This window comes from Croceitalea vernalis (assembly GCF_031846405.1).
Lineage (GTDB): Bacteria > Bacteroidota > Bacteroidia > Flavobacteriales > Flavobacteriaceae > Croceitalea > Croceitalea vernalis.
Genome location: NZ_JAVRHU010000003.1, coordinates 185463 through 206141, shown reverse-complemented (window position 1 = coordinate 206141; position 20679 = coordinate 185463). Strand labels below are relative to the sequence as shown.

The following is a 20679-nucleotide window of genomic DNA, read 5'->3' as shown; positions in this document are numbered from 1 at the left end:
TAACGCAATGGTTATAATACTTAATACTAGAGTAACAATGAATTTGACTAATGCTATCATATTATGCTAAATTTTTAGGGTTGAGTTGATTGCTTTTTGCAATTATGATTTTAAGATATGATGATAACTGTCATGTTTCCAAATATTTAGATTAAAATTATTGAAATTTAATACGAGTTAGTAAGCCTTTGAATGACTCTAGATATAATTTATAAGTGACTTCCTTTATAGAAATTACAATATGTAATTATAATAATATTTTTTAGTTAAAAATTGAAACAATTGTAGGGCTATTTTAAACCAATTTTCAAAAACCAAGGGGTGTTTCATTCCGAAAATGAAGGTTTTGTGGGTTTTCGTTTAAAATGAAAATAAAAAAGCCGCTCAAAAACTTGAACGGCTTTTTATTTATTTGGTTAAAAACTATTTTACTATTGTTCTTTTTTCGTGGTAATTTCAACAACCCCATTTTTAGCTTTATCGCCATATTTTTTTTCGGCAGCATCACCTTTTAACACATTAATGGTTGCAATATCGTCTGGGGAGAGTTCTTCCATAATTTTCCCAGATACTTCTTTACCATCAATAAAATATATTGGTTTTTCTTGGCTATCAGTATCTATAAAAACGAATCCAGCCTTTTCATCTACTTTAATTGCTGCATGATCGTCTGACTTTTTAAGGATGAATACATTTTTATCTTTATCACTTTTGTCATTTGTAGATGTTTTATTCATTTTTAAAATAATATCTTCTTTGATTAAACTATTAGTATCTTCAGAAAGCATTTCTCCTTCGGCACTTTTAATAATTATATATTTTTTATTGCCTTCCTCATCATCTTCAATTAAATGTACTTCTTCACTTGTATTTACTAAAGAATCTTTAAATCCCATGTGTATAATTTTTGTATCAACTTGAAGATTTACACTATCATTATTTATAAACTTAACAAGCATTTTTTCTATTTTACCTTCATTCGCCAGAGCTTCTCTTGTAGTTTTCTCTCCATTTAAAAAAATCACTTCACCGCTTTTAGACTTGTTAATTTTTAAAATAGATGTGTCACTGTCATTTGAACTTATCCATACATTATCGTGAGCATCATTTTTATGAAGATTAATCACCTTGCTATTTCCTTGATCACTCACGAATATCATATTTTGCTTTTCTTGCCCTTGATTCACCGTTATTTTAGCTGATTCACCATCTTGAAAATTAATTTTAATTTTAAATGGACTAATTCCTTCTGTGTTTTTTTGCTCATATTTTCCCTTGTCTTTAGAACCGTTGTCGTAGGACACTTTTATTGCTGTAATATCACCTGAATTATTTCTTTTAATTCCTTTAAATTTAATGATGACACCTCTTTTAGCTAAAAAGTCTGCTTCCGAGTTTAAGTCTTCTGTTTTAGAGGTTTTATCAATATCTAAGGTGATATTGGTGATTTGCACATTCAATTTTGAAGATTCCCTTATTTTATTTTTTAAATGGTTTTCCGCGTAAGCTTTTTTTCCTAAATATTTGATGTTGTTTTTTGAATTGCAAAGGAAAAGTATATCTTCAATAGGTGTTTCAGAATTGGTGTTATAATCTAACTGGAAGGTTTGGCCTTTATCATCAATCCCACTAAATTCTAATTCGGCATTAATTATTTCTCTTAGATTATTGCGCACTATAGTGTAAGAAAAATCAATGTCCTTATTATCTAAATCTTGTTTTATAGTTTCTAAATAAATTTCTGAACTATTTTTTGTAATTATCACATTTATAGCATCAGCCACAGTATTGGTGTCAATAATAACATCTTTTTCCTTGTGGATTGTTTCCGAATTGAAAGCCATTAAAAACCCCCCTAATAACGGTAAAACAAGAAATAATTTTAGAAGATTCAATTTTGAAGATTGTTTTTGATTTAACATGACAATTCGTTTTTTGATTAATGAATTAAAAAATGGATTTGCGATTGTAATTTTCTGAGGGTGAACTAACTGTTTCAGCATGAGATATTGATATTGTTTTTTATTTTGGTATCGCTCGCAAGTTTTGGAATCAGCAAGAAATTCCAAATTTTGTTTTACAATAATTTTATAAAGCCAAATTGCAGGGTTGAACCATTGTAGAATACAAACAATTTCAGTCAATAGAATATCCATTGAATGAAGGCCTTTGGCATGTTCTTTTTCATGGATTAATATGGTATCTAGTTCTTTAGTATTAAATTGAAACGGATAATAAAAGATATGCTTAAAAAAAGAAAATGGTGAAATTGTTGATTTGGTCTTTACATGATAAAACCCATCTTCTCTGCTAACTTCGCTGTCTTTTTTAATCTTTTCAATAGCTCGCAATTGAAGCAACAGTTTTATACTAAAATAGCATACACCAATAAGGTATAGTGTTAAAAGTAAAAAGGACCATTCAAAAGTTTTATTAGCAATAACCTGAGAAGAGCTAGAGGCTATGCTTTCAAATTCCATAACATTTACTGGAGCACGTTCTACGTAAATAGTTTTGCTTATGGTTATAAAAGGTAAGAGCAATGAGAGCACTAATCCGCTAATCAGGAAAAGGCGATTCCCATTAAATAAGGTCTCTTTTTTAAGAAATACATGATATATTCCTAAAAATAGAAGTAAAATTCCTGAGGATTTTAAAAGGTGAATTAAAAACGTTTCCATTACTTTTTCTTTTCAATAAGTTCAATAATTTCTTTTAACTCGTCAATCGAAATCTTTTCCTCTTTAGCAAAAAATGAAACAAGACTTTTATAAGAGTTGTCGTAATAATCAGCTATGGTAGAGTTGATATATGTTTTACGGTACGCTTCTTTTGTAATCGTTGGAAAGTATCGATGTGTATTGCCAAAAGCTTCATGACCCACATAACCTTTTTCTTCTAAGTTTCTCACAATGGTAGATAAGGTATTGTAGTGAGGTTTTACACCATCAGTCTCGCTTAGAATCTCTTTTACAAAGGCTTTTTCAAGCTTCCACAAAATTTTCATGATTTCCTCTTCTTTATTTGTCAATTTCTGCATGAGCCAAATTTTAGATTCCAAACATACTATTATAAATATAGTTAAACAACTATATTTATAGTTATTTAACTATTTATTTAGTTTTTTAATTATAAACTCAATTCCTATTAAGTGTAAATGTCTGCCTATATTTATGCCATAAACAGACCATTTTGCAAGATTTACTATTGATTATTTTAGGTTTAACGCTGTTGATTTTTGGTGGCAATTGGTTGCTCAAAGCTGCAGTTGCACTCTCATTAAAACTGAATATTCCTAAAATAGTTATTGGAATGACAGTAGTGTCTTTCGCTACTTCAGCACCTGAACTAATAGTTAGTATAAAAGCTGCTTTAGACGGATCTCCTGATTTAGCCTTAGGTAATGTAGTAGGTTCTAATATTGCCAATTTAGGATTGGTATTGGCCATTACAGTTCTTTTAGGTAGTATAAATGTTCGCAAAAGTTTTTACACCACGGATTGGCCCGTAATGATGGCGGCTTCATTGCTCTTTTTTGGTTTTATATACTTTGACGGAATACTACAACAATATGAAGGAATTGTTATGGTTGTATTTCTTTTTGCTTTTTTGGTGTATCTGCTTCGATTTCAGAAAACGGCCGTTGTAGACGAATTACCGGAAGATGATATTCCTTTACCATTATATAAAACCGTTCTTTTTCTTGGTTTGGGTGGTGTTGCACTTTGGGGAGGTTCTGAACTTTTAATTGAAGGAGCAAAGAGTATGGCGTCGTCTTTTGGAGTTACAGAACGCGTAATTGGAGTTACAGTTGTTTCAGTTGGTACTAGTATTCCTGAATTAGCGGCTTCTATAATTGCTATTATTAAAAAAGAAAAGGCAATCTCATTGGGAAACCTCATCGGCTCCAATATTTTCAATCTCCTCGCGGTTCTGGGTATAACCGCAATTATTACCCCAATACAAGTTATAGATGAGGGCTTGCTATCAAATGATATTTTTTGGATGTTGGGAATATCCTTCTTGATACTTCCTTTAGTTTTTGTACCGAAAGGACTTCGTTTAGGATGGAGAGATGGATTAATATTAATTGCTATCTATATCTTATTTGTTTATCTCACTTTACAATAAAAAAACCGCCTTATTGCTAAGACGGTTTTTAATTATAATCAACAACTAAATTAACTTATACTTTAGCAGACTTTACAGTCTTAATAATTCTTCCTGCAATTTTGTATGGATCACCATTTGAAGCCGGTCTTCTATCTTCTAACCAACCTTTCCATCCGCTTTCTACTGTAGCGATTGGAATACGAATTGAAGCACCTCTATCAGAGATTCCGAAACTAAATTCATTAATAGACTGAGTTTCGTGCTCACCAGTCAAACGTTGATCGTTAAACTCACCATAAACTTCAATATGTTCTTTTACTACTGGGCGGAAAGCTTCACATATTTTTTCGTAGGTACCTTGGTCACCACATGTTCTCAAAGTAGTGTTTGAAAAGTTGGCGTGCATACCTGAACCATTCCAATCCATATCTTTTCCTAACGGTTTTGGATGATAATCAATATAAAAACCGTACTGTTCTGTTAAACGATCAAGTAGATATCTAGCAACCCAAATTTCATCACCAGCTTTTTTAGCTCCTTTTGCGAACAGTTGAAACTCCCATTGTCCTGAAGCAACTTCTTGATTGATACCTTCAAAGTTGATACCAGCAGCGATACATAAATCAGCATGCTCTTCAACTAAATCTCTACCATGCGTGTTTTTACCACCAACTGAACAGTAGTACATGCCTTGTGGAGCAGGGTAACCACCAATTGGGAAACCTAAAGGCAATTGAGTAGCAGTATCCATGATGAAATATTCTTGCTCAAAACCAAACCAGAAATCATTATCATCATCATCAATAGTTGATCTTCCGTTTGATACATGTGGCGTACCGTCCGCATTTAATACTTCAGTCATTACTAAAAACCCATCCTTTCTTGCTGGATCTGGGAATATAGCAACTGGCTTCAATAAGCAGTCAGATGAACCGCCTTCAGCCTGTCTTGTTGAACTACCGTCAAAAGACCACATTGGACAGTCTTCTAATTTACCGCTAAAGTCATTTACAACTTTGGTTTTACTTCTCATGTTTTGAGTTGGAAAATATCCATCCAACCAGATGTACTCTAATTTTGCCTTGCTCATAATAGTGGATTAATTACTTTTTGTTTTAATAGGCGGTAAAAATAATTTTTTTTATCAAAAACCTCTATTTATAGGGGTGTAAATCGTTAAAAGTTATCAATAATTTGTTAACCCCTATTTAAATTAGGGTTAATTAATAAATAATCATTTTTATAGGGTGAATATTGCTAAATTGTTAATTTTGTGGTACTGAATTAAATAGGAAGAGATCATGATGAGATTTGAAGCATTAGCCAAAAGCCATAATAGAGAATCAGTACGTATTGAAGAGTTAGAAAAACGTTCTGATTTATTCGCAAAAAACGTTTTCAATAACAGTAAAATGTTGCAATTCCTTACAAATGAGGCATATAGTAAGGTGCAAGCTGCTATTTTTTCTGGGAATAAAATTGACAGAAAAATTGCAGACCAAGTTGCTGAAGGAATGAAAGCCTGGGCTTTATCAATGGGTGCGACACATTATACGCATTGGTTTCAACCTTTAACCGGTGCCACCGCTGAAAAGCATGATGCCTTTTTTGATTTAATGCCTGATGGTCGAGGAATTGAAAAGTTTGGAGGAGGGCAATTAGTACAACAAGAACCTGATGCATCTAGTTTTCCAAGTGGTGGAATTCGAAATACTTTTGAAGCAAGAGGGTATACTGCTTGGGATCCGACTTCGCCAGCTTTTGTATATAAAACCACGCTTTGTATCCCCACCATATTTGTTTCTTATACAGGTGAAGCTTTAGACAATAAAGCACCATTATTGCGTGCATTGCATGCAGTCGATGAGGCGGCAACTGGTGTTGCACAATACTTTGATAAAAATGTTCGCAAAGTTCATGCAACTTTGGGTTGGGAACAAGAGTATTTTTTAATCGATAAAGCACTTGCTCAGTCAAGACCTGATATTTTAATGACAGGACGTACTTTAGTCGGCAGTTCAGCTGCTAAAGGACAGCAATTAGATGATCATTATTTTGGTGTTATTCCTAATAGGGTGCTTAGTTTTATGAGTGCCTTAGAGAAGCAATGTATGCTTTTAGGGATTCCTGTAAAAACAAGACATAATGAAGTAGCTCCAAACCAGTTTGAACTTGCACCAGTTTTTGAAGAGGCGAACTTATCTGTTGATCATAATTTATTGTTGATGGATGTTATGGACGAAATCGCAGACAAACATGGTTTTAAAGTCCTTTTTCATGAGAAACCTTTCGCAGGAATTAATGGATCAGGTAAACATAACAACTGGTCTCTCGCCACTGATACTGGGGTTAATTTATTAAGCCCAGGTTCTACGCCAATGAAGAATCTACAGTTTTTAACTTTTTTTATCAATACAATTAAAGCAGTTGATACTTATGAAGAATTGTTACGATCTTCAATTGCCTCGGCAAGTAATGATCATCGTTTAGGAGCAAATGAAGCACCGCCCGCAATTTTTTCCATTTTCGTGGGTAAACAATTAAGTGATGTTTTAGATGATTTAGAGGGCGTTTCTAAAGGTAAACTATCACCTGAAGAAAAGACAGAGTTGAAGCTTAATGTAGTTGGTAAGATTCCTGAAATATTACTAGATAATACAGATAGAAATAGAACCTCTCCTTTTGCCTTTACAGGAAATAAATTTGAAATGCGCGGTGTTGGGTCCAAAATGAATTGTGCCAAACCAATGACGGTTTTAAACACCATTGTTGCAAAACAGTTAGTGGATTTTAAAAAGGAAGTTGATGCTCTAATAGATAAGAAGAATCTTAAAAAAGATGAGGCTGTATTTAATGTCTTACGGGAATATATTAAAACTTCTAAGCGCATCCGTTTTGATGGCGATGGTTATAGTAAAGATTGGGACACAGAGGCACGAAAAAGAAAATTAAGTAATAATAAAAATACACCTAAGGCTATTCAGGTACTGACCTCAAAAGACAGTCTCGCCCTTTTTGAAGCAACAAAGGTCATGAATGATAAGGAATTAGTTGCACATCAAGAAGTTGAACTCGACAACTATATATTTCATCTACAAATTGAGAGCAGTATTTTAAACGAATTGGTTTACAATTACATTGTACCCGCCACCTTAAAATATCAAAATTTGTTACTTGAAAATATCGCTGGTTTGAAAGATGTTTATGGTGCAGCGCATAAAAAACTGACCGAACCACAATTGAATATTTTAGAGAAAATGGCAGAGCATATGGTTGCAGCTAAAAAATTGGCTGATTTGATGACACAGGCTAAAATCAAATCTGACAAAGCAACTTCTATAGCAAAGAAGGCACAGTCGTATTGTGATGATGTTAAACCATATTTAGATCAGATTAGAGAGCATGCTGATGCTCTTGAACAGTTAGTGGCAGATGAACTATGGCCACTAACGAAATACCGTGAATTGCTTTTTACAAAATAAAGCATCGTTAACGCCAACTAAAAGTCGGAGTTTATATATTAATATAAGAGAAAGAACTAAAGGGTTTAGCGAACAAATCTTTTTTCCATAATTTACTGTAATGAATTTGACACTAAAAGATATTCAAGCTGCAAAAAAACGTATTACCCCATACATTATAGAAACCCCAATTCTGACATCATCGTTATTAAATGAATGGCTTGGTCATATAATTTATTTTAAGGCAGAGAACTTTCAAAAAATAGGAGCTTTTAAAGCTAGGGGAGGAGTAAATACTTTAGCTTGGTTACTAGAAAATGGTCGCAAGCCAAATCATATTGTGGCAAATAGTTCAGGTAATCATGCACAGGCAGTAGCTTATGCAGCGAGGCAATTTAATATCCCTGCAACTATATTTATGGCGGCCTATTCTTCTAAAGTAAAAGTGCAGGCTACCAAAGATTATGGTGCTGAGGTCGTGTTGAGTGAAACTCGAGATATTACCGATGCTAGGGTCGCCGAAGCAGCAAAACAAGAAGGCACTTATTGGATTCCCCCCTTTAATCATGAACAGGTAATTTGTGGTCAGGGTACAGCAGCTTATGAAGCATTATCAGAATTAGGTCATATAGACGCCGTTTTTACACCTTGTGGTGGCGGTGGGCTCACTTCTGGTTCATTAATCGCTACACGTGGTCTCACACCACAAGCCAAAATGTTCGGTGTAGAACCGTTAAATGCTAATGATGCGGCTGAGTCTCTAAGAAAAGGAAGTATTCAACGTTTGCCTGGGGTGCCAGATACTATGGCCGACGGTGCTATGACTATGGCTGTCGGTGATATTACTTTTGAGTATTTAAAACAGTTAGATGGTTTTTATGAAATTGAAGAAGAATACTTGGTGTATTGGACGCAATGGCTAACACATTTATTAAAATGCAGAATAGAACCGACATGTGCTATGCCTATGGAAGCTATTCGACGTTGGTTGCAAACTCAAAAGTCAAAACAAAAGGTATTGATGGTGATTTCTGGGGGTAATGTAGACCAACCAACAACTCAAAAAATATGGAAGAAAGATTATTTGACCCAAAAGCCCAAATTATTCCTGTAATAATCGCTAACAGTTTAATCCCCTTTCAAAAAAGAATTGAATGACATAAAATGTAAAAATTTGCCAATACCGATTTATAATTGTTGTATGCCGTAAAATCCTGATCTATGAAACATATTTTTTTCTTCTTAACAATAGTTCTTTTATTTTCTTGTAAGCAAGACCAAACCAAGGTGAAAAATGAACTAACTATTGAAGGCCTGCAAGAATCTGTTGAAATAATTAGAGATAAATGGGGTATCAACCATATATATGCTAAGAACCAACAGGATCTCTTTTTTGCTCAAGGATATGCGGCTGCAGAAGACCGTCTTTTTCAATTTGAGATTTGGAGAAGACAGGCAACCGGCACGGTAGCCGAAATTCTTGGAGAACGAGAACTCAATCGTGATATTGGTACGCGTCTTTTTAAGTTTAGAGGTGATATGACTACAGAAATGAATCATTATCATGATGACGGAGTAGAGATCATTACCGCCTATACCAATGGAGTTAATGCTTATATTGATGCCATATTAAAAACGCCTGAAAATCTTCCACTTGAATTCAAAATATTAGGTATTGAACCTCAAAAATGGACTCCTGAAGTAGTTATTTCTAGGCATCAAGGGCTTTTAGGTAATATTGGTCAAGAACTACAAATTGGCCGTGCAGTTGCTGCTGTAGGTGAAGAAAAAGTTAAAGAGTTGTATTGGCTACACCCTAAGGACCCTAATCTTAAGATAGACTCCAAAATCAATACTGATTTGCTCTCTGATGATATTTTAGGCTTGTACAACGCTTATCGCAAATCGGTTAAATTTCAAAAAGGAGATGTGGTGCTAGCCTATCAAAATGATATGGAAATGGAAGCGGTATCATCACTTTTTAATGGTAAGGATGATTCTTTAGCCATAGGGAGTAATAATTGGGTTGTTAAAGGCGAATTAATGGAAGATGTTAATACATATATGGCTAATGATCCTCATAGAACAATAGCTGTTCCGTCGCTAAGATATATGGCACATTTGGTGGCACCAGGCTGGAACGTAATAGGGGGCGGTGAACCAGAAATACCGGGTATTTCTATTGGCCACAATGAATATGGTTCATGGGGTTTGACTGTTTTTAGAACAGATGGGGAAGATTTATATGTTTATGAATTGAACCCTGAAAATTCAAACCAATACAAATACAAGGGTAAGTGGAAAGACATGGAGTATATTTCTGAAACGATTAAAATAAAAGATCAAAACGATACTATTGTTAAGCTTTCTTATACCCATCATGGCCCTGTTACTTATATCGACAAAGAAAATCATGTAGCTTATGCTGTTAAATGTGCTTGGCTAGAACCGGGAGGATCTCCTTACTTGGCTTCTTTAAGAATGGACCAGGCTAAAACCTGGGAAGAATTTAGAGAGGCCTGTAACTACAGTCATATTCCCGGAGAAAATATGATATGGGCAGATAAAGAAGGAAATATTGGTTGGCAAGCGGTTGGTATAGCACCAATTAGAAGAAATTTTAGTGGTTTGGTTCCTGTACCGGGCGATGGTCGTTACGAATGGGACGGTTATTTGCCTATTGTTGATAAACCGAATAGTTATAATCCAGAAACTGGTTTTATAGCAACAGCGAACCAAAATGTAACTCCCGAAGATTATAAACATTGGGATGCAATAGGTTTCTCGTGGTCAGACCCCTATCGAGGTGACCGGGTGAACGAAGTGTTGGAATCTGAAAAGAAAATGACTATGGAAGATATGAAAGCGTTGCAAACAGATTATCTTTCTATACCTGCCCGCATTTTGGTTCCAATGTTGCAAGGAATTGTTTTTGACGGAAAAGCTTCAGCGGCAATGGAAGAACTAGAAGGTTGGGATTATAAGCTTAAATCCAATTCAATAGCGGCAGCTATTTATGTTGCATGGGAAAATCAGCTGAAAGCTTTAGCTGATGAACAATTTATACCAGTAGAGGCTAAGAGTATTATTTCTTCTATACAAATGAAACGTATTGTAGATTGGTTGGTTGAACCAGGTGATAAGTTTGGAGCAAACTCAATATTAAGCAGAAATCAATTTTTAGCTACGGCTTTTAGTAATGCAATTGAAGACCTTGAGAAAAATCTAGGATCAGATATCAAACAATGGCAGTATGGGCAAGAAAATAATAAACATACTTACATGGAACATGCCTTGAGTGCTGTTTCTCATGATTCTATTAAAAACAAGCTCAATTTAGGTCCCTTGCCTAGAGGTGGTAATGCCTATACACCGGGTTCTACCGGAGGTAATTTAAAACAAAGTAGTGGAGCATCTTTTCGCATGATTGTGAATACTGGTGATTGGGATGCCGCTATTGGAACAAATGGTCCAGGTCAATCGGGAAATCCAGAAAGTCCATTCTATGACAATTTATTTGAACCTTGGGCAAATGACAATTACTTTCCGGTCTATTATTCACGAGATAAAATAGATTCAGTAGCGGTAGACATAAAGATTTTGAAGAATTAAAGTCATTCCAAACCTCGAACAGAATAACAATTAAGGTAGAATAATCTAACAGAAAGCTTAAATTCCTTAGGGTTCTAAAACTTTGAAATTAATTATCTTGCCGTGGTTAATTTTATTTTACTAACAACAAAACAAAATAGTAAGCGAAATGCAGAGATTTAGCGAAAAGTACATCATCACAAAAGACATGGAATGGGAAAATCTTGGAGGAGGAGTATCAAGAAAATTCTTAGGCTATGATAATCAAATTATGATGGTGCAAGTAAATTTTGAAAAAGGCGCCTTAGGTGCTCCACACCAACATTTTCATACCCAAGCAACTTATTGTGTGTCTGGTAAGTTTGAATTTGAAATTGATGGAGTTAAACAGATTGTTGAAGCTGGTGATGGGGTTTACATTGAGCCGAACTTATTGCATAGTGCTGTTTGTTTAGAGGAAGGAATGCTGATTGATACTTTTAGTCCTGTAAGAGAAGATTTTCTAAATGGCGGAGAGGTTTCTTATTTCGGAGATAAAGACTAAGAAATAGTTTAAGGTAAATAATTATCTCTTTTGATTATAGTTTTAAGAGCATAGTAATTTTGGCTCTTAAAATTAAGTCCGTTTAAATCTAGTATGCCTCATATATTAAAGAATAAAAACCTCGAAATTTTAATTGATTTACCTCATGAAAATTATCGGGAAACTCGGTTTGATTGGAGTGGTAAAATTATTGAAGTTAATTTTGAAAATGTGACTTTTGGGATTACTGAAACACCCAAAGCTGCCTACCAACACCATAATGGTCGAGGTTTTTTTAATGAGTTTGGAATAGATTCACCTTTGGGTTTTGATGAGGCTAAAAAAGGTGAATGGTTTCATAAAATAGGAGTGGGCTTATTAAATAAAGAGGACGATAGTTATTCTTTTGTAAATAACTACAAGGTAAAAACTCTTAATTTTTCTATCCAAAAATCAACTGATAGCATTAATCTGGAATGTAGTTCTGAATTGGTTCATGGTTATCAGTATATTCTCAAGAAAGAGATTCAGTTGCTTGAAACTGGTTTTCGAATAAATTATTGGCTAGAGAACATAGGTGATAAAACTATAAAAACTACCGAGTATAATCATAATTTTTTGGCTTTTAATAAGGAATTAATGAGTAATGACTATAGGTTGGTATTACCTTTCGAACTAGATAGTGGCCAATTTGATGAAAACGTTAATCCGGAAAATTTTGTTCAGTTTAAAAATGACCAATTGGGTTTTTCAAAAACACCAAATGAAGTATTCTTTTTTAGTTATCTCAATGGCAAGAAGAAAGTTCCGGCAAGCTGGAAGTTAGAAAACAGCAAATTAAATATAGGTATTAAAGAAGTAGGTGATTTTAAAACTTCAAAAGTTAATGTTTGGGGTTGTAAACATGTTATTAGCCCTGAATTGTTTTTTGAAATTGCATTACATCCAAAGCAAAGCGTAAGTTGGTCTCGAACTTATACTTTTTACAAATTGTAAGTATAGTATAAGTATCAAATATAGGCGTTCACAACCTATTGACAACTTCTAACTTCTTTGTTTAATCTTCTACCAATCGATTTCTTATTTTTGCCCAAACACCAAATTAATGTCTTCAGATACCAGTAAAAGATATGCACAACGCGGCGTTTCCGCATCAAAAGAAGATGTGCACAATGCTATCAAAAATATAGACAAGGGCTTATTTCCTCAAGCGTTCTGTAAAATAGTACCTGATTATTTGACCAATAGTGAAGAGCATTGTTTGGTCATGCATGCAGATGGTGCTGGTACTAAATCTTCTTTAGCTTACATGTATTGGAAAGAAACTGGTGATTTATCTGTTTGGAAAGGAATTGCTCAGGATGCTCTTATTATGAATGTTGATGACCTTATTTGTGTTGGTGCTGTCGATAATATCATGCTTTCTTCTACTATAGGTCGTAATAAAAATTTGATTCCGGGTGAAGTTATATCTGCCATAATCAATGGGACTGAAGAATTAATAGAAGATTTGAAATCTCACGGAATGACGATTCATTCTACGGGCGGTGAAACGGCGGACGTAGGTGATTTGGTTCGTACAATCATTGTAGATTCTACGGTTACTGCGCGCTTGAAGAGAAGCCAGGTTATTGATAATGCTAATATTAAAGCTGGTGATGTTATTGTTGGTTTATCATCATTTGGGCAAGCAAGTTATGAGAATGAATATAACGGTGGTATGGGTAGTAATGGATTGACTTCTGCACGTCACGATGTATTTTCAAAATACCTAGCAGAAAAGTACCCGGAAAGTTTTGATGCTGCTGTACCTTCGGAACTAGTTTATTCAGGTCACACTTCATTAACCGATTCTATTGAAAATTCACCTGTAGATGCCGGTAAATTAGTATTGTCACCAACAAGAACTTATGCGCCTATCGTTAAAAAATTATTAGAAAAATATAATTCAAGTGATATTCATGGAATGGTGCATTGTAGTGGTGGTGCACAAACAAAGATTTTACATTTCATTGATGAATTACATATCATAAAAGACAACCTATTTGAAATCCCGCCACTATTCAAACTAATACAAGAGCAATCTGGTACGGATTGGAAAGAGATGTACCAGGTATTTAATTGTGGTCATCGATTAGAGTTATACGTCGATGAGAAAATTACAAAAGATATTATTGCTATATCTGAAAGTTTTAGTGTTGATGCTCAAATTATAGGTCGTGTAGAAGCATCTGAAAACAAAAAACTTACTATTGAAAGTGATTTTGGAACATTCCATTATTAGGCATACGATTAAGCATAAAACTCCGTTCTTTTTATAAACCCCAATGCTATGGAAAGAAAAAAATTTTTAAAAACGATAGGAGCAGGAGCAGCCTTTGCAGTAACATTCCCTTGTTTACATTCATGTTCTTCAGATGCTGAAGAAGATTTAGAAGTATTTCCAGTTCCAACAGGAGTGGATTTTACGGTTAATTTAACTGACACTGAAGCAGCACCTCTTGCCACTAATGGTGGTTTTATATTAAAGAATTTTGTGGTAATCGCACGTAATTTAGAAGGAGAATTAGTAGCCGCAAGTCAAGTATGTAGCCATCAACAAACTGAAGAAGTGCGTTTTATTTCTGATGATGGTGGTATTTTTAGATGTAGTACTCATGGGTCTAGGTTCTCTCAAACAGGAACACCCTTGAACACAATTACTAGTAACCCTTTGAAAGTCTTCAATACAGAATTAAATGGCGACATTCTAAGGATTTTTGAATAAGTAACTCCATTACTATGAAAATGATAAAAAGAATACCATTAACGGTATTATTCTTTCCTATCTTTTTAGTTGCTCAAAACTGGGAAACGAGTTATAACAACGCATTAATAAAATCAAAAGAAGAGAACAAACCCATAATCCTCGTTTTTGCAGGTTCAGACTGGTGTGCGCCATGTATTCTTTTAGACAATCAGATTTGGCAATCCGAAGAATTTAAGAACTTTTCTAAAGAGAACTATGTGCTTTATAAAGCTGATTTTCCTAGAAAGAAAGCCAACAAACTAAAGACGGATTTAGCTTTACAGAATGGTGAGCTTGCTAAAAGGTATAACCCTAAAGGTTATTTTCCTTTGGTTGTTGTCTTAAACCAAGATGAATCGATTTTAGGTACGACCGGATATAAAAGAAAGGAACCAAAGGCGTATATTAGGTTGCTTAATTCTTTTATTGAATGAGATTGTATCCAATATTCTTTTTCTTGATTATCTCGTTTTCGAGCATGGCCCAAGAAGACCTAGTTACAGTATCTAGAGTTTTAAAATTAATGGGCACTCGATTTGAAATTACGGTGGTAGCCCAAAATGAAGATATCGGCTATATAAATATTGACGAAGCAATTGCTGAAATCAAAAGAATTGAAAAAATAATTTCTTCATGGGACTCCAATTCTGAAACTTCACAAATAAACAAAAATGCCGGATTGCAACCGGTAAAGGTGAGTACAGAACTTTTTGAATTAATCGAAAGATCGAAAAAAATATCTAAAATCACAGATGGAGCTTTTGATATTTCTTATGCTTCTTTGGATAGAATTTGGAGGTTTAATGGCGAGATGAAAAAGTTGCCTTCAAAAGAAGAAATAGATAAGTCAATAAGTAAAATTAACTACAATGATATTGATTTAGATAAAGAGAATTCTACCGTATTTTTAAGAAAAGTTGGAATGAAGTTGGGTTTTGGTGCGATTGGAAAAGGATATGCAGCAGATAAAACCAAAGCGTTATTAATTTCGAAAGGCGTATTAGGAGGTATAATTAATGCGTCTGGAGATTTAACTACATGGGGAACCAAAAACACCGGAGAAAAATGGATGGTGGGTATTACCAATCCTTTAGATACAAAGAAAATGTTTTCTTGGCTTCCGGTAATTGAATCATCGGTTGCTACATCAGGTAGTTACGAGAAATATGTTGTAATAAATGACGAAAAGTATTCGCACATTATTGATCCGCGAACTGGTTATCCAACAAAAGGAGTTAAAAGCGTTACTGTTTTCGCTAAAAAAGCAGAATTGTGTGATGCTTTGGCTACCGCAGTTTTTATCATGGGCAGAGACAGTGGTATTCATATGATTAATCAACTACCTGGTGTTGATGTGGTAGTTATTGATGAAAATAATGAGATAAATAAGAGTTCAGGAATCATTTTTGATTCTTCAAAATAGACTTAGAAAAATGAAAAAATTGATACTACTATTTTTGATTTTGATTGCTTGTAGCTCTTGCGTAGTGCTAAAAGAGTATGAAAAGGTTTATATCAATGATGCCGAAATGCAATTGAGTTTAAAAGGGATGGATAGATTTGAAACAAATTTTCAAATTTACCGAGAAGCGGCTTCAGGGGCCAATGGAGGTAAATCTGGCGGTGGATGCGGGTGTAACTAAATCCCAAATTTACAATTGATAGAAGGATAAATTTTCTGATTTAGTTTAGTCTTTTCATTTTTTGGTCAATTATTTAAGAATAATTATAACTGTGTATTTTGAATAAACTTTTCCTTATACCCTTGCTATTTGTTTTTTGCTCAAGTTCTGGACAGCAAACAGACACGGACTATAAAAAACGTGTTTTAGAAGCTGGTGAATTAGAAATGTTGTTTAGTTATTACAGTCAAGATGGTCAGAACGCGGCTGTAAGTGGGGGTGAAGGAACAGAAGAGCTGACTGATGCTACTTCCTCATTAGTTCTGAAGTTACCTTTAAATGACGATGATGTATTGACAGTTGATGTTGGTGTTTCCGCTTATACCTCAGCCTCATCCAGTAACGTTAATCCTTTCGATGGTGGTGGTTTAGCAAACCCTTTTAGTGCCTCTTCTGGAGCTTCTAAAAGTGATGTTTTGGCTTACTTTAATCCAAGTTATACGCATAGCTCTGATGACCGTAATAAGGTTTGGAGTGCTAAGGCATATGTATCAAATGAATATGATTACTTTTCTATTGGCTTCGGGGGTTCATACGCATACCTTTTTAACGAAAAGAACACTGAAGTTTCTATTAATGTTCAGGCATTTCTGGATGGATGGAATCCGCAATACCCAGTAGAATTAAGAGGTGGTTTTGAAGGAAATATAGTTGGTTATAACCCTACATTTAATAGGTTTGACAAAGAAGGTAGAAACTCGTATTCCGCTTCCTTGAATATTTCGCAAATACTAAGTAAGCGTTTACAAGGTTCCTTGTCCATTGATATAGTTACACAGAATGGTTTGTTGAGCACACCTTTTCAACGTGTTTATTTTGGTGATGTTGATGATTTTTTTATTGAAGATTTTCAATTAGCGGATGATGTTGAACGATTACCAGAAAATAGGTTAAAATTACCTATTGGTGCACGTTTAAATTATTTTGCTAATGACTTATTAGTTTTAAGGTCTTATTATCGTTTATATTTTGATGATTGGGGTATTACGGCTCACACCTTCAATCTTGAGGCGCCGATTAAGTTGAATGACACTTTCACTTTATATCCTACTTACCGATATTATACCCAAACAGCTGCTGATTATTTTTATGCTAAAGAGGTTGCACAATCAACCTTTGAATATTACACTTCAGATTTTGACTTGTCAGAATACAGCGCGAATCAATATGGTTTCGGCATACAATACAAAGATATTTTTACTAAAACCAAACTCTTGCTTTTTGGTCTTAAAACTGTAGATCTGCGCTATAGTTATTACAATCGGAGTAATGGTTTAAATGCCTCAATAATTACTTTAGGAACTACTTTTATCATCGATTAACTCAATGCTCAAAATAGTGTCTTTTAAAAATCGTAAATTCGCTGAACTATACGACGATTGAAATATGCTTGATAAATTGAATATTGTAAAGCAACGATTTGATGAGGTTTCTGACCTTATTATTCAACCAGATATCATTGCTGACCAAAAGCGTTATGTTAAATTGAATAAGGAATATAAAGACCTTAAAATTCTTTGTGACAGACGTGATGACTACATAACACTAACTAATAATTTAGCTGAGGCAGAAGAAATAATTGCTGACGGAAGCGATACTGAAATGGTTGAAATGGCCAAGATGCAACTTGATGAAGCAAAGGAGGCTATACCCAAATTAGAAGAGGAAATAAAATTACTACTAATACCAAAAGACCCAGAAGATGAGAAGAATGTGGTGATGGAAGTGCGAGCAGGCACAGGTGGTGACGAAGCAAGCATTTTTGCAGGTGACCTGTATCGCATGTATGCTAAGTATTGTGAGTCAAAAGGTTGGAAAACCAATATCATGGACCTAAGTGAGGGGACTAGTGGAGGTTATAAAGAAATTCATTTTGAGGTTACTGGTGAAGATGTTTACGGAACTTTAAAGTTTGAAGCAGGAGTGCATCGTGTACAACGAGTGCCACAGACTGAAACACAAGGTCGTGTTCACACTAGCGCGGCAACGGTTATGGTGATACCAGAGGCAGAAGAGTTTGATGTTCAAATTGACCCAAAAGATGTTCGAATTGATTTTTTCTGTTCATCAGGACCTGGGGGGCAATCTGTAAATACTACCTATTCGGCTGTTAGACTAACTCATGTTCCAACCGGACTCGTTGCGCAATGTCAAGATCAAAAATCGCAACACAAAAACAAGGAAAAAGCTTTTAAGGTTCTTCGTTCTAGATTGTACGATTTGGAATTGGCTAAAAAACAAGAAGCCGATGCGGCTAAAAGAAATTCACAAGTAAGCAGTGGTGACCGTTCAGCAAAAATTAGAACCTATAATTATCCTCAAGGCAGAGTTACAGACCATAGAATTGGACTTACTTTGTATGATTTACAAAATATTATAAATGGTGACGTTCAAAAGATTATTGATGAGCTCATGTTGGTGGAGAATACAGAGAAACTAAAAGAAGCCTCAGAGATATTTTAATGAAAACGGAAGCACTAATTAATCAAATTAGAAAGAAACAATCTTTTCTTTGTGTAGGGTTGGATACTGATTTAGAAAAATTACCATCACATTTATTAAAAGAAGAAGATCCCATTTTTGAGTTTAATAAGGCAATTATTGAGGCCACACAAGAATTCTGTGTTGCTTATAAACCAAATATTGCTTTTTATGAGGCTTATGGTATAAAAGGTTGGAAATCTTTAGAAAAAACTATTGATTATTTAAATACCCATTACCCCGAACAGTTTACTATTGCTGATGCAAAACGAGGCGATATAGGAAACACTTCGACGAGATATGCAAAAGCTTTTTTTGAGGAATTAAACTTTGATTCTATCACTATAGCGCCTTACATGGGTAAAGATTCTGTTGAGCCGTTTTTGGCTTTTAAAGACAAGCATACTATAATATTAGCTCTTACATCAAATGTTGGTGCTTTTGATTTTCAAACCAAAAAAGTTGATGGTCAAGAACTTTATAAAATGGTTTTGAGTACTTCAAAAACTTATGAAAACCCTCAAAATTTAATGTATGTGGTTGGAGCAACAAAAGCTGAATATTTGAAGGATATTCGAAAAATAATACCTGAGAGCTTTTTATTAGTTCCTGGTGTAGGTGCACAAGGAGGTGACTTGCAAGATGTATGTAAGTTCGGTATAACCGAAAATATAGGCTTGTTAGTCAATTCAAGTAGAGGGATAATTTATGCCTCATCAGATGAGCATTATGCGAGCTCAGCTAAAGAACAAGCAAAAAAAATACAACTTGAAATGAAAATAGAACTTGATAAACTAAAGTAGACTTTCAAGCGTATTTTTAATGCTCTGAGCTTTTGATTCAAAAAATTCTGCTAATCTCGTATCGATATTCCCAATACTTGATGCTTTTTCTAAAAAATGTTGATATCTGTGCTCTAAAATAGCTATAGCATGACTTCCACTTGTGATTGGTGTAACTGCCCCAACCCTGCAATACTGATTTTCCATTCTTAAAAGATTTGTTATACCAAAGATACGTTCAAAACGAATTTTTGGATGTATGGTAATCAGTCTACACGTCTAAAAATCAGGCAGTTTGTCTAATTTTAACTCTTAATTAGCATTCTGCTATAGTTTGAGAAGGTTTGTTGGTAAAAATTTAACGTATTTTTAGTCAAAATATTTTCTTGCTTCATTATACTACATATAAGCATAAATCATCAAAAGAATGGGTAACATTTGTTCATGGAGCTGGTGGCAGCTCCACCATTTGGTATAAGCAATTACGAGATTTTAAAAAGCATTTTAATATTCTTTTACTTGATTTAAGAGGGCACGGGAATTCTAAACCTAATTTAAAAGATGCCTTTAATGATAAATATACCTTTGATTCTATAACGGAAGACATCGTCAAGGTCATTGATCATGAGAAAATTGAGAAAACACATTTTGTAGGCATTTCATTAGGAACCATCTTAATTAGAAATCTTGCAGAAAAGTATCCGAACAGAGTTGCTAGTATGGTTATGGGTGGTGCGATTATGAAATTAAATTTCAGATCACAAGTGTTAATGCGTTTAGGGGTAATTTTTAAATCCATTGTTCCCTACTTATGGCTTTATAAGTTTTTTGCATTTGTTATAATGCCAAATAAAAACCACCGCGAATCGCGCTCATTGTTTGTGCGAGAGGCCAAAAAACTTTACCAGAAAGAATTTATAAGATGGTTTAAATTGACTTCTGAAATTAATCCATTACTTCGATTTTTTAGAGGTGCAGACATTAAAATCCCTACTTTATATGTCATGGGTAAAGAAGATTATTTGTTTTTACCCACAATAGAAAAGATTGTAAAACATCATAAAGTTTCGGAACTTTTTGTGGTGCCAAATTGCGGGCATGTAGTAAATGTGGAGAGGCCATTGGTATTTAATGAAACCGTTATTAAGTACTTGGCTTCTTTAGAAAAGTAAAAACTTCAACTTTTTATAAAATAAAAAACCGGTGCGAACACCGGTTTTTAAACTAACTAACTCAAAAAAATGCTAACTCAAATAAC

Annotated in this window: 19 protein-coding genes; 15 read left to right on the top strand and 4 right to left on the bottom strand. The window is 34.3% G+C overall.

Annotated features, from left to right (window positions below; translation table 11 throughout):
* Nucleotides 1-431: 431 nt before the first annotated feature.
* Nucleotides 432-2681, bottom strand: a complete 2250-nt coding sequence (locus RM520_RS11360; RefSeq protein WP_311388090.1) for a M56 family metallopeptidase — start codon at nucleotides 2679-2681, stop codon at nucleotides 432-434.
* A complete protein-coding gene (locus tag RM520_RS11355; RefSeq protein WP_311388089.1) occupies nucleotides 2681-3040 on the bottom strand; it encodes a BlaI/MecI/CopY family transcriptional regulator in 360 nt (119 codons plus the stop codon). Before RM520_RS11355 ends, RM520_RS11360 begins: the two co-directional genes overlap by 1 nt.
* A gap of 152 nt (nucleotides 3041-3192) precedes the next feature.
* On the opposite strand from RM520_RS11355, the gene RM520_RS11350 reads away from it, so the two are divergent.
* Nucleotides 3193-4131: a calcium/sodium antiporter gene (locus RM520_RS11350; protein WP_311388088.1), complete on the top strand. Its 939-nt coding sequence runs from the start codon at nucleotides 3193-3195 to the stop codon at nucleotides 4129-4131.
* Between the two features lie 55 nt (nucleotides 4132-4186).
* On the opposite strand, the gene RM520_RS11345 is transcribed toward RM520_RS11350, so the two are convergent.
* Nucleotides 4187-5203: a glutamine synthetase beta-grasp domain-containing protein gene (locus RM520_RS11345; protein ID WP_311388087.1), complete on the bottom strand. Its 1017-nt coding sequence runs from the start codon at nucleotides 5201-5203 to the stop codon at nucleotides 4187-4189.
* Nucleotides 5204-5417: 214 nt separating this feature from the next.
* Here RM520_RS11345 and RM520_RS11340 point away from each other — a divergent pair, with 214 nt between their 5' ends.
* The 13 genes from RM520_RS11340 (at nucleotide 5418) to pyrF (ending at nucleotide 19442) form a co-directional block, all read left to right on the top strand.
* Nucleotides 5418-7595 (top strand): glutamine synthetase III family protein, encoded by a 2178-nt coding sequence (locus RM520_RS11340; protein WP_311388281.1) that lies wholly within the window; start codon nucleotides 5418-5420, stop codon nucleotides 7593-7595.
* Between the two features lie 100 nt (nucleotides 7596-7695).
* Nucleotides 7696-8688 carry a serine/threonine dehydratase gene (locus tag RM520_RS11335; protein WP_311388086.1) on the top strand — a complete coding sequence of 331 codons (993 nt, stop codon included), beginning with the start codon at nucleotides 7696-7698 and terminating at the stop codon, nucleotides 8686-8688.
* Between the two features lie 107 nt (nucleotides 8689-8795).
* A complete protein-coding gene (locus RM520_RS11330) occupies nucleotides 8796-11186 on the top strand; it encodes a penicillin acylase family protein (protein WP_311388085.1) in 2391 nt (796 codons plus the stop codon).
* Between the two features lie 148 nt (nucleotides 11187-11334).
* Nucleotides 11335-11709 carry a cupin domain-containing protein gene (locus RM520_RS11325; protein WP_311388084.1) on the top strand — a complete coding sequence of 125 codons (375 nt, stop codon included), beginning with the start codon at nucleotides 11335-11337 and terminating at the stop codon, nucleotides 11707-11709.
* Between the two features lie 93 nt (nucleotides 11710-11802).
* Nucleotides 11803-12684, top strand: a complete 882-nt coding sequence (locus RM520_RS11320; protein ID WP_311388083.1) for a hypothetical protein — start codon at nucleotides 11803-11805, stop codon at nucleotides 12682-12684.
* A gap of 109 nt (nucleotides 12685-12793) precedes the next feature.
* Complete coding sequence (locus tag RM520_RS11315) at nucleotides 12794-13972, top strand: AIR synthase related protein (RefSeq protein ID WP_311388082.1); 1179 nt, start codon at nucleotides 12794-12796, stop codon at nucleotides 13970-13972.
* Nucleotides 13973-14020: 48 nt separating this feature from the next.
* Complete coding sequence (locus tag RM520_RS11310) at nucleotides 14021-14455, top strand: QcrA and Rieske domain-containing protein (RefSeq protein ID WP_311385812.1); 435 nt, start codon at nucleotides 14021-14023, stop codon at nucleotides 14453-14455.
* 14 nt (nucleotides 14456-14469) lie between these two features.
* Nucleotides 14470-14910 carry a thioredoxin family protein gene (locus tag RM520_RS11305; protein ID WP_311388081.1) on the top strand — a complete coding sequence of 147 codons (441 nt, stop codon included), beginning with the start codon at nucleotides 14470-14472 and terminating at the stop codon, nucleotides 14908-14910.
* Nucleotides 14907-15899, top strand: a complete 993-nt coding sequence (locus RM520_RS11300) for an FAD:protein FMN transferase (protein WP_311385810.1) — start codon at nucleotides 14907-14909, stop codon at nucleotides 15897-15899. Before RM520_RS11305 ends, RM520_RS11300 begins: the two co-directional genes overlap by 4 nt.
* 10 nt (nucleotides 15900-15909) lie before the next feature.
* Complete coding sequence (locus RM520_RS11295; protein ID WP_311388080.1) at nucleotides 15910-16119, top strand: DUF4266 domain-containing protein; 210 nt, start codon at nucleotides 15910-15912, stop codon at nucleotides 16117-16119.
* Nucleotides 16120-16214: 95 nt separating this feature from the next.
* Complete coding sequence (locus RM520_RS11290) at nucleotides 16215-17480, top strand: DUF3570 domain-containing protein (RefSeq protein WP_432264898.1); 1266 nt, start codon at nucleotides 16215-16217, stop codon at nucleotides 17478-17480.
* A 64-nt stretch (nucleotides 17481-17544) separates the two neighbouring features.
* Entirely contained in the window at nucleotides 17545-18621 is a 1077-nt protein-coding gene (gene prfA / locus RM520_RS11285; protein WP_311385807.1) for a peptide chain release factor 1, read from the top strand.
* Nucleotides 18621-19442 (top strand): orotidine-5'-phosphate decarboxylase, encoded by an 822-nt coding sequence (pyrF, locus tag RM520_RS11280; protein ID WP_311388078.1) that lies wholly within the window; start codon nucleotides 18621-18623, stop codon nucleotides 19440-19442. Before prfA ends, pyrF begins: the two co-directional genes overlap by 1 nt.
* Here pyrF and RM520_RS11275 read toward each other — a convergent pair.
* Nucleotides 19434-19628 (bottom strand): hypothetical protein, encoded by a 195-nt coding sequence (locus RM520_RS11275; RefSeq protein WP_311388077.1) that lies wholly within the window; start codon nucleotides 19626-19628, stop codon nucleotides 19434-19436. The genes pyrF and RM520_RS11275 overlap by 9 nt on opposite strands.
* Before the next feature lie 179 nt (nucleotides 19629-19807).
* On the opposite strand from RM520_RS11275, the gene RM520_RS11270 reads away from it, so the two are divergent.
* A complete protein-coding gene (locus tag RM520_RS11270) occupies nucleotides 19808-20593 on the top strand; it encodes an alpha/beta fold hydrolase (protein WP_311385804.1) in 786 nt (261 codons plus the stop codon).
* The last annotated feature ends 86 nt before the right edge of the window (nucleotides 20594-20679 follow it).

What these genes read in the sequence shown, in the direction of transcription:
- RM520_RS11360 (WP_311388090.1), bottom strand. Translation starts at nt 2,681, where the DNA reads ATGGAAACGTTTTTAATTCACCTTTTAAAATCCTCAGGAATTTTACTT.
- RM520_RS11355 (WP_311388089.1), bottom strand. Translation starts at nt 3,040, where the DNA reads ATGCAGAAATTGACAAATAAAGAAGAGGAAATCATGAAAATTTTGTGG.
- RM520_RS11345 (WP_311388087.1), bottom strand. Translation starts at nt 5,203, where the DNA reads ATGAGCAAGGCAAAATTAGAGTACATCTGGTTGGATGGATATTTTCCA.
- RM520_RS11340 (WP_311388281.1), top strand. Translation starts at nt 5,418, where the DNA reads ATGAGATTTGAAGCATTAGCCAAAAGCCATAATAGAGAATCAGTACGT.
- RM520_RS11335 (WP_311388086.1), top strand. Translation starts at nt 7,696, where the DNA reads ATGAATTTGACACTAAAAGATATTCAAGCTGCAAAAAAACGTATTACC.
- RM520_RS11330 (WP_311388085.1), top strand. Translation starts at nt 8,796, where the DNA reads ATGAAACATATTTTTTTCTTCTTAACAATAGTTCTTTTATTTTCTTGT.
- RM520_RS11325 (WP_311388084.1), top strand. Translation starts at nt 11,335, where the DNA reads ATGCAGAGATTTAGCGAAAAGTACATCATCACAAAAGACATGGAATGG.
- RM520_RS11320 (WP_311388083.1), top strand. Translation starts at nt 11,803, where the DNA reads ATGCCTCATATATTAAAGAATAAAAACCTCGAAATTTTAATTGATTTA.
- RM520_RS11315 (WP_311388082.1), top strand. Translation starts at nt 12,794, where the DNA reads ATGTCTTCAGATACCAGTAAAAGATATGCACAACGCGGCGTTTCCGCA.
- RM520_RS11310 (WP_311385812.1), top strand. Translation starts at nt 14,021, where the DNA reads ATGGAAAGAAAAAAATTTTTAAAAACGATAGGAGCAGGAGCAGCCTTT.
- RM520_RS11305 (WP_311388081.1), top strand. Translation starts at nt 14,470, where the DNA reads ATGAAAATGATAAAAAGAATACCATTAACGGTATTATTCTTTCCTATC.
- RM520_RS11300 (WP_311385810.1), top strand. Translation starts at nt 14,907, where the DNA reads ATGAGATTGTATCCAATATTCTTTTTCTTGATTATCTCGTTTTCGAGC.
- RM520_RS11295 (WP_311388080.1), top strand. Translation starts at nt 15,910, where the DNA reads ATGAAAAAATTGATACTACTATTTTTGATTTTGATTGCTTGTAGCTCT.
- prfA (WP_311385807.1), top strand. Translation starts at nt 17,545, where the DNA reads ATGCTTGATAAATTGAATATTGTAAAGCAACGATTTGATGAGGTTTCT.
- pyrF (WP_311388078.1), top strand. Translation starts at nt 18,621, where the DNA reads ATGAAAACGGAAGCACTAATTAATCAAATTAGAAAGAAACAATCTTTT.
- RM520_RS11275 (WP_311388077.1), bottom strand. Translation starts at nt 19,628, where the DNA reads ATGGAAAATCAGTATTGCAGGGTTGGGGCAGTTACACCAATCACAAGT.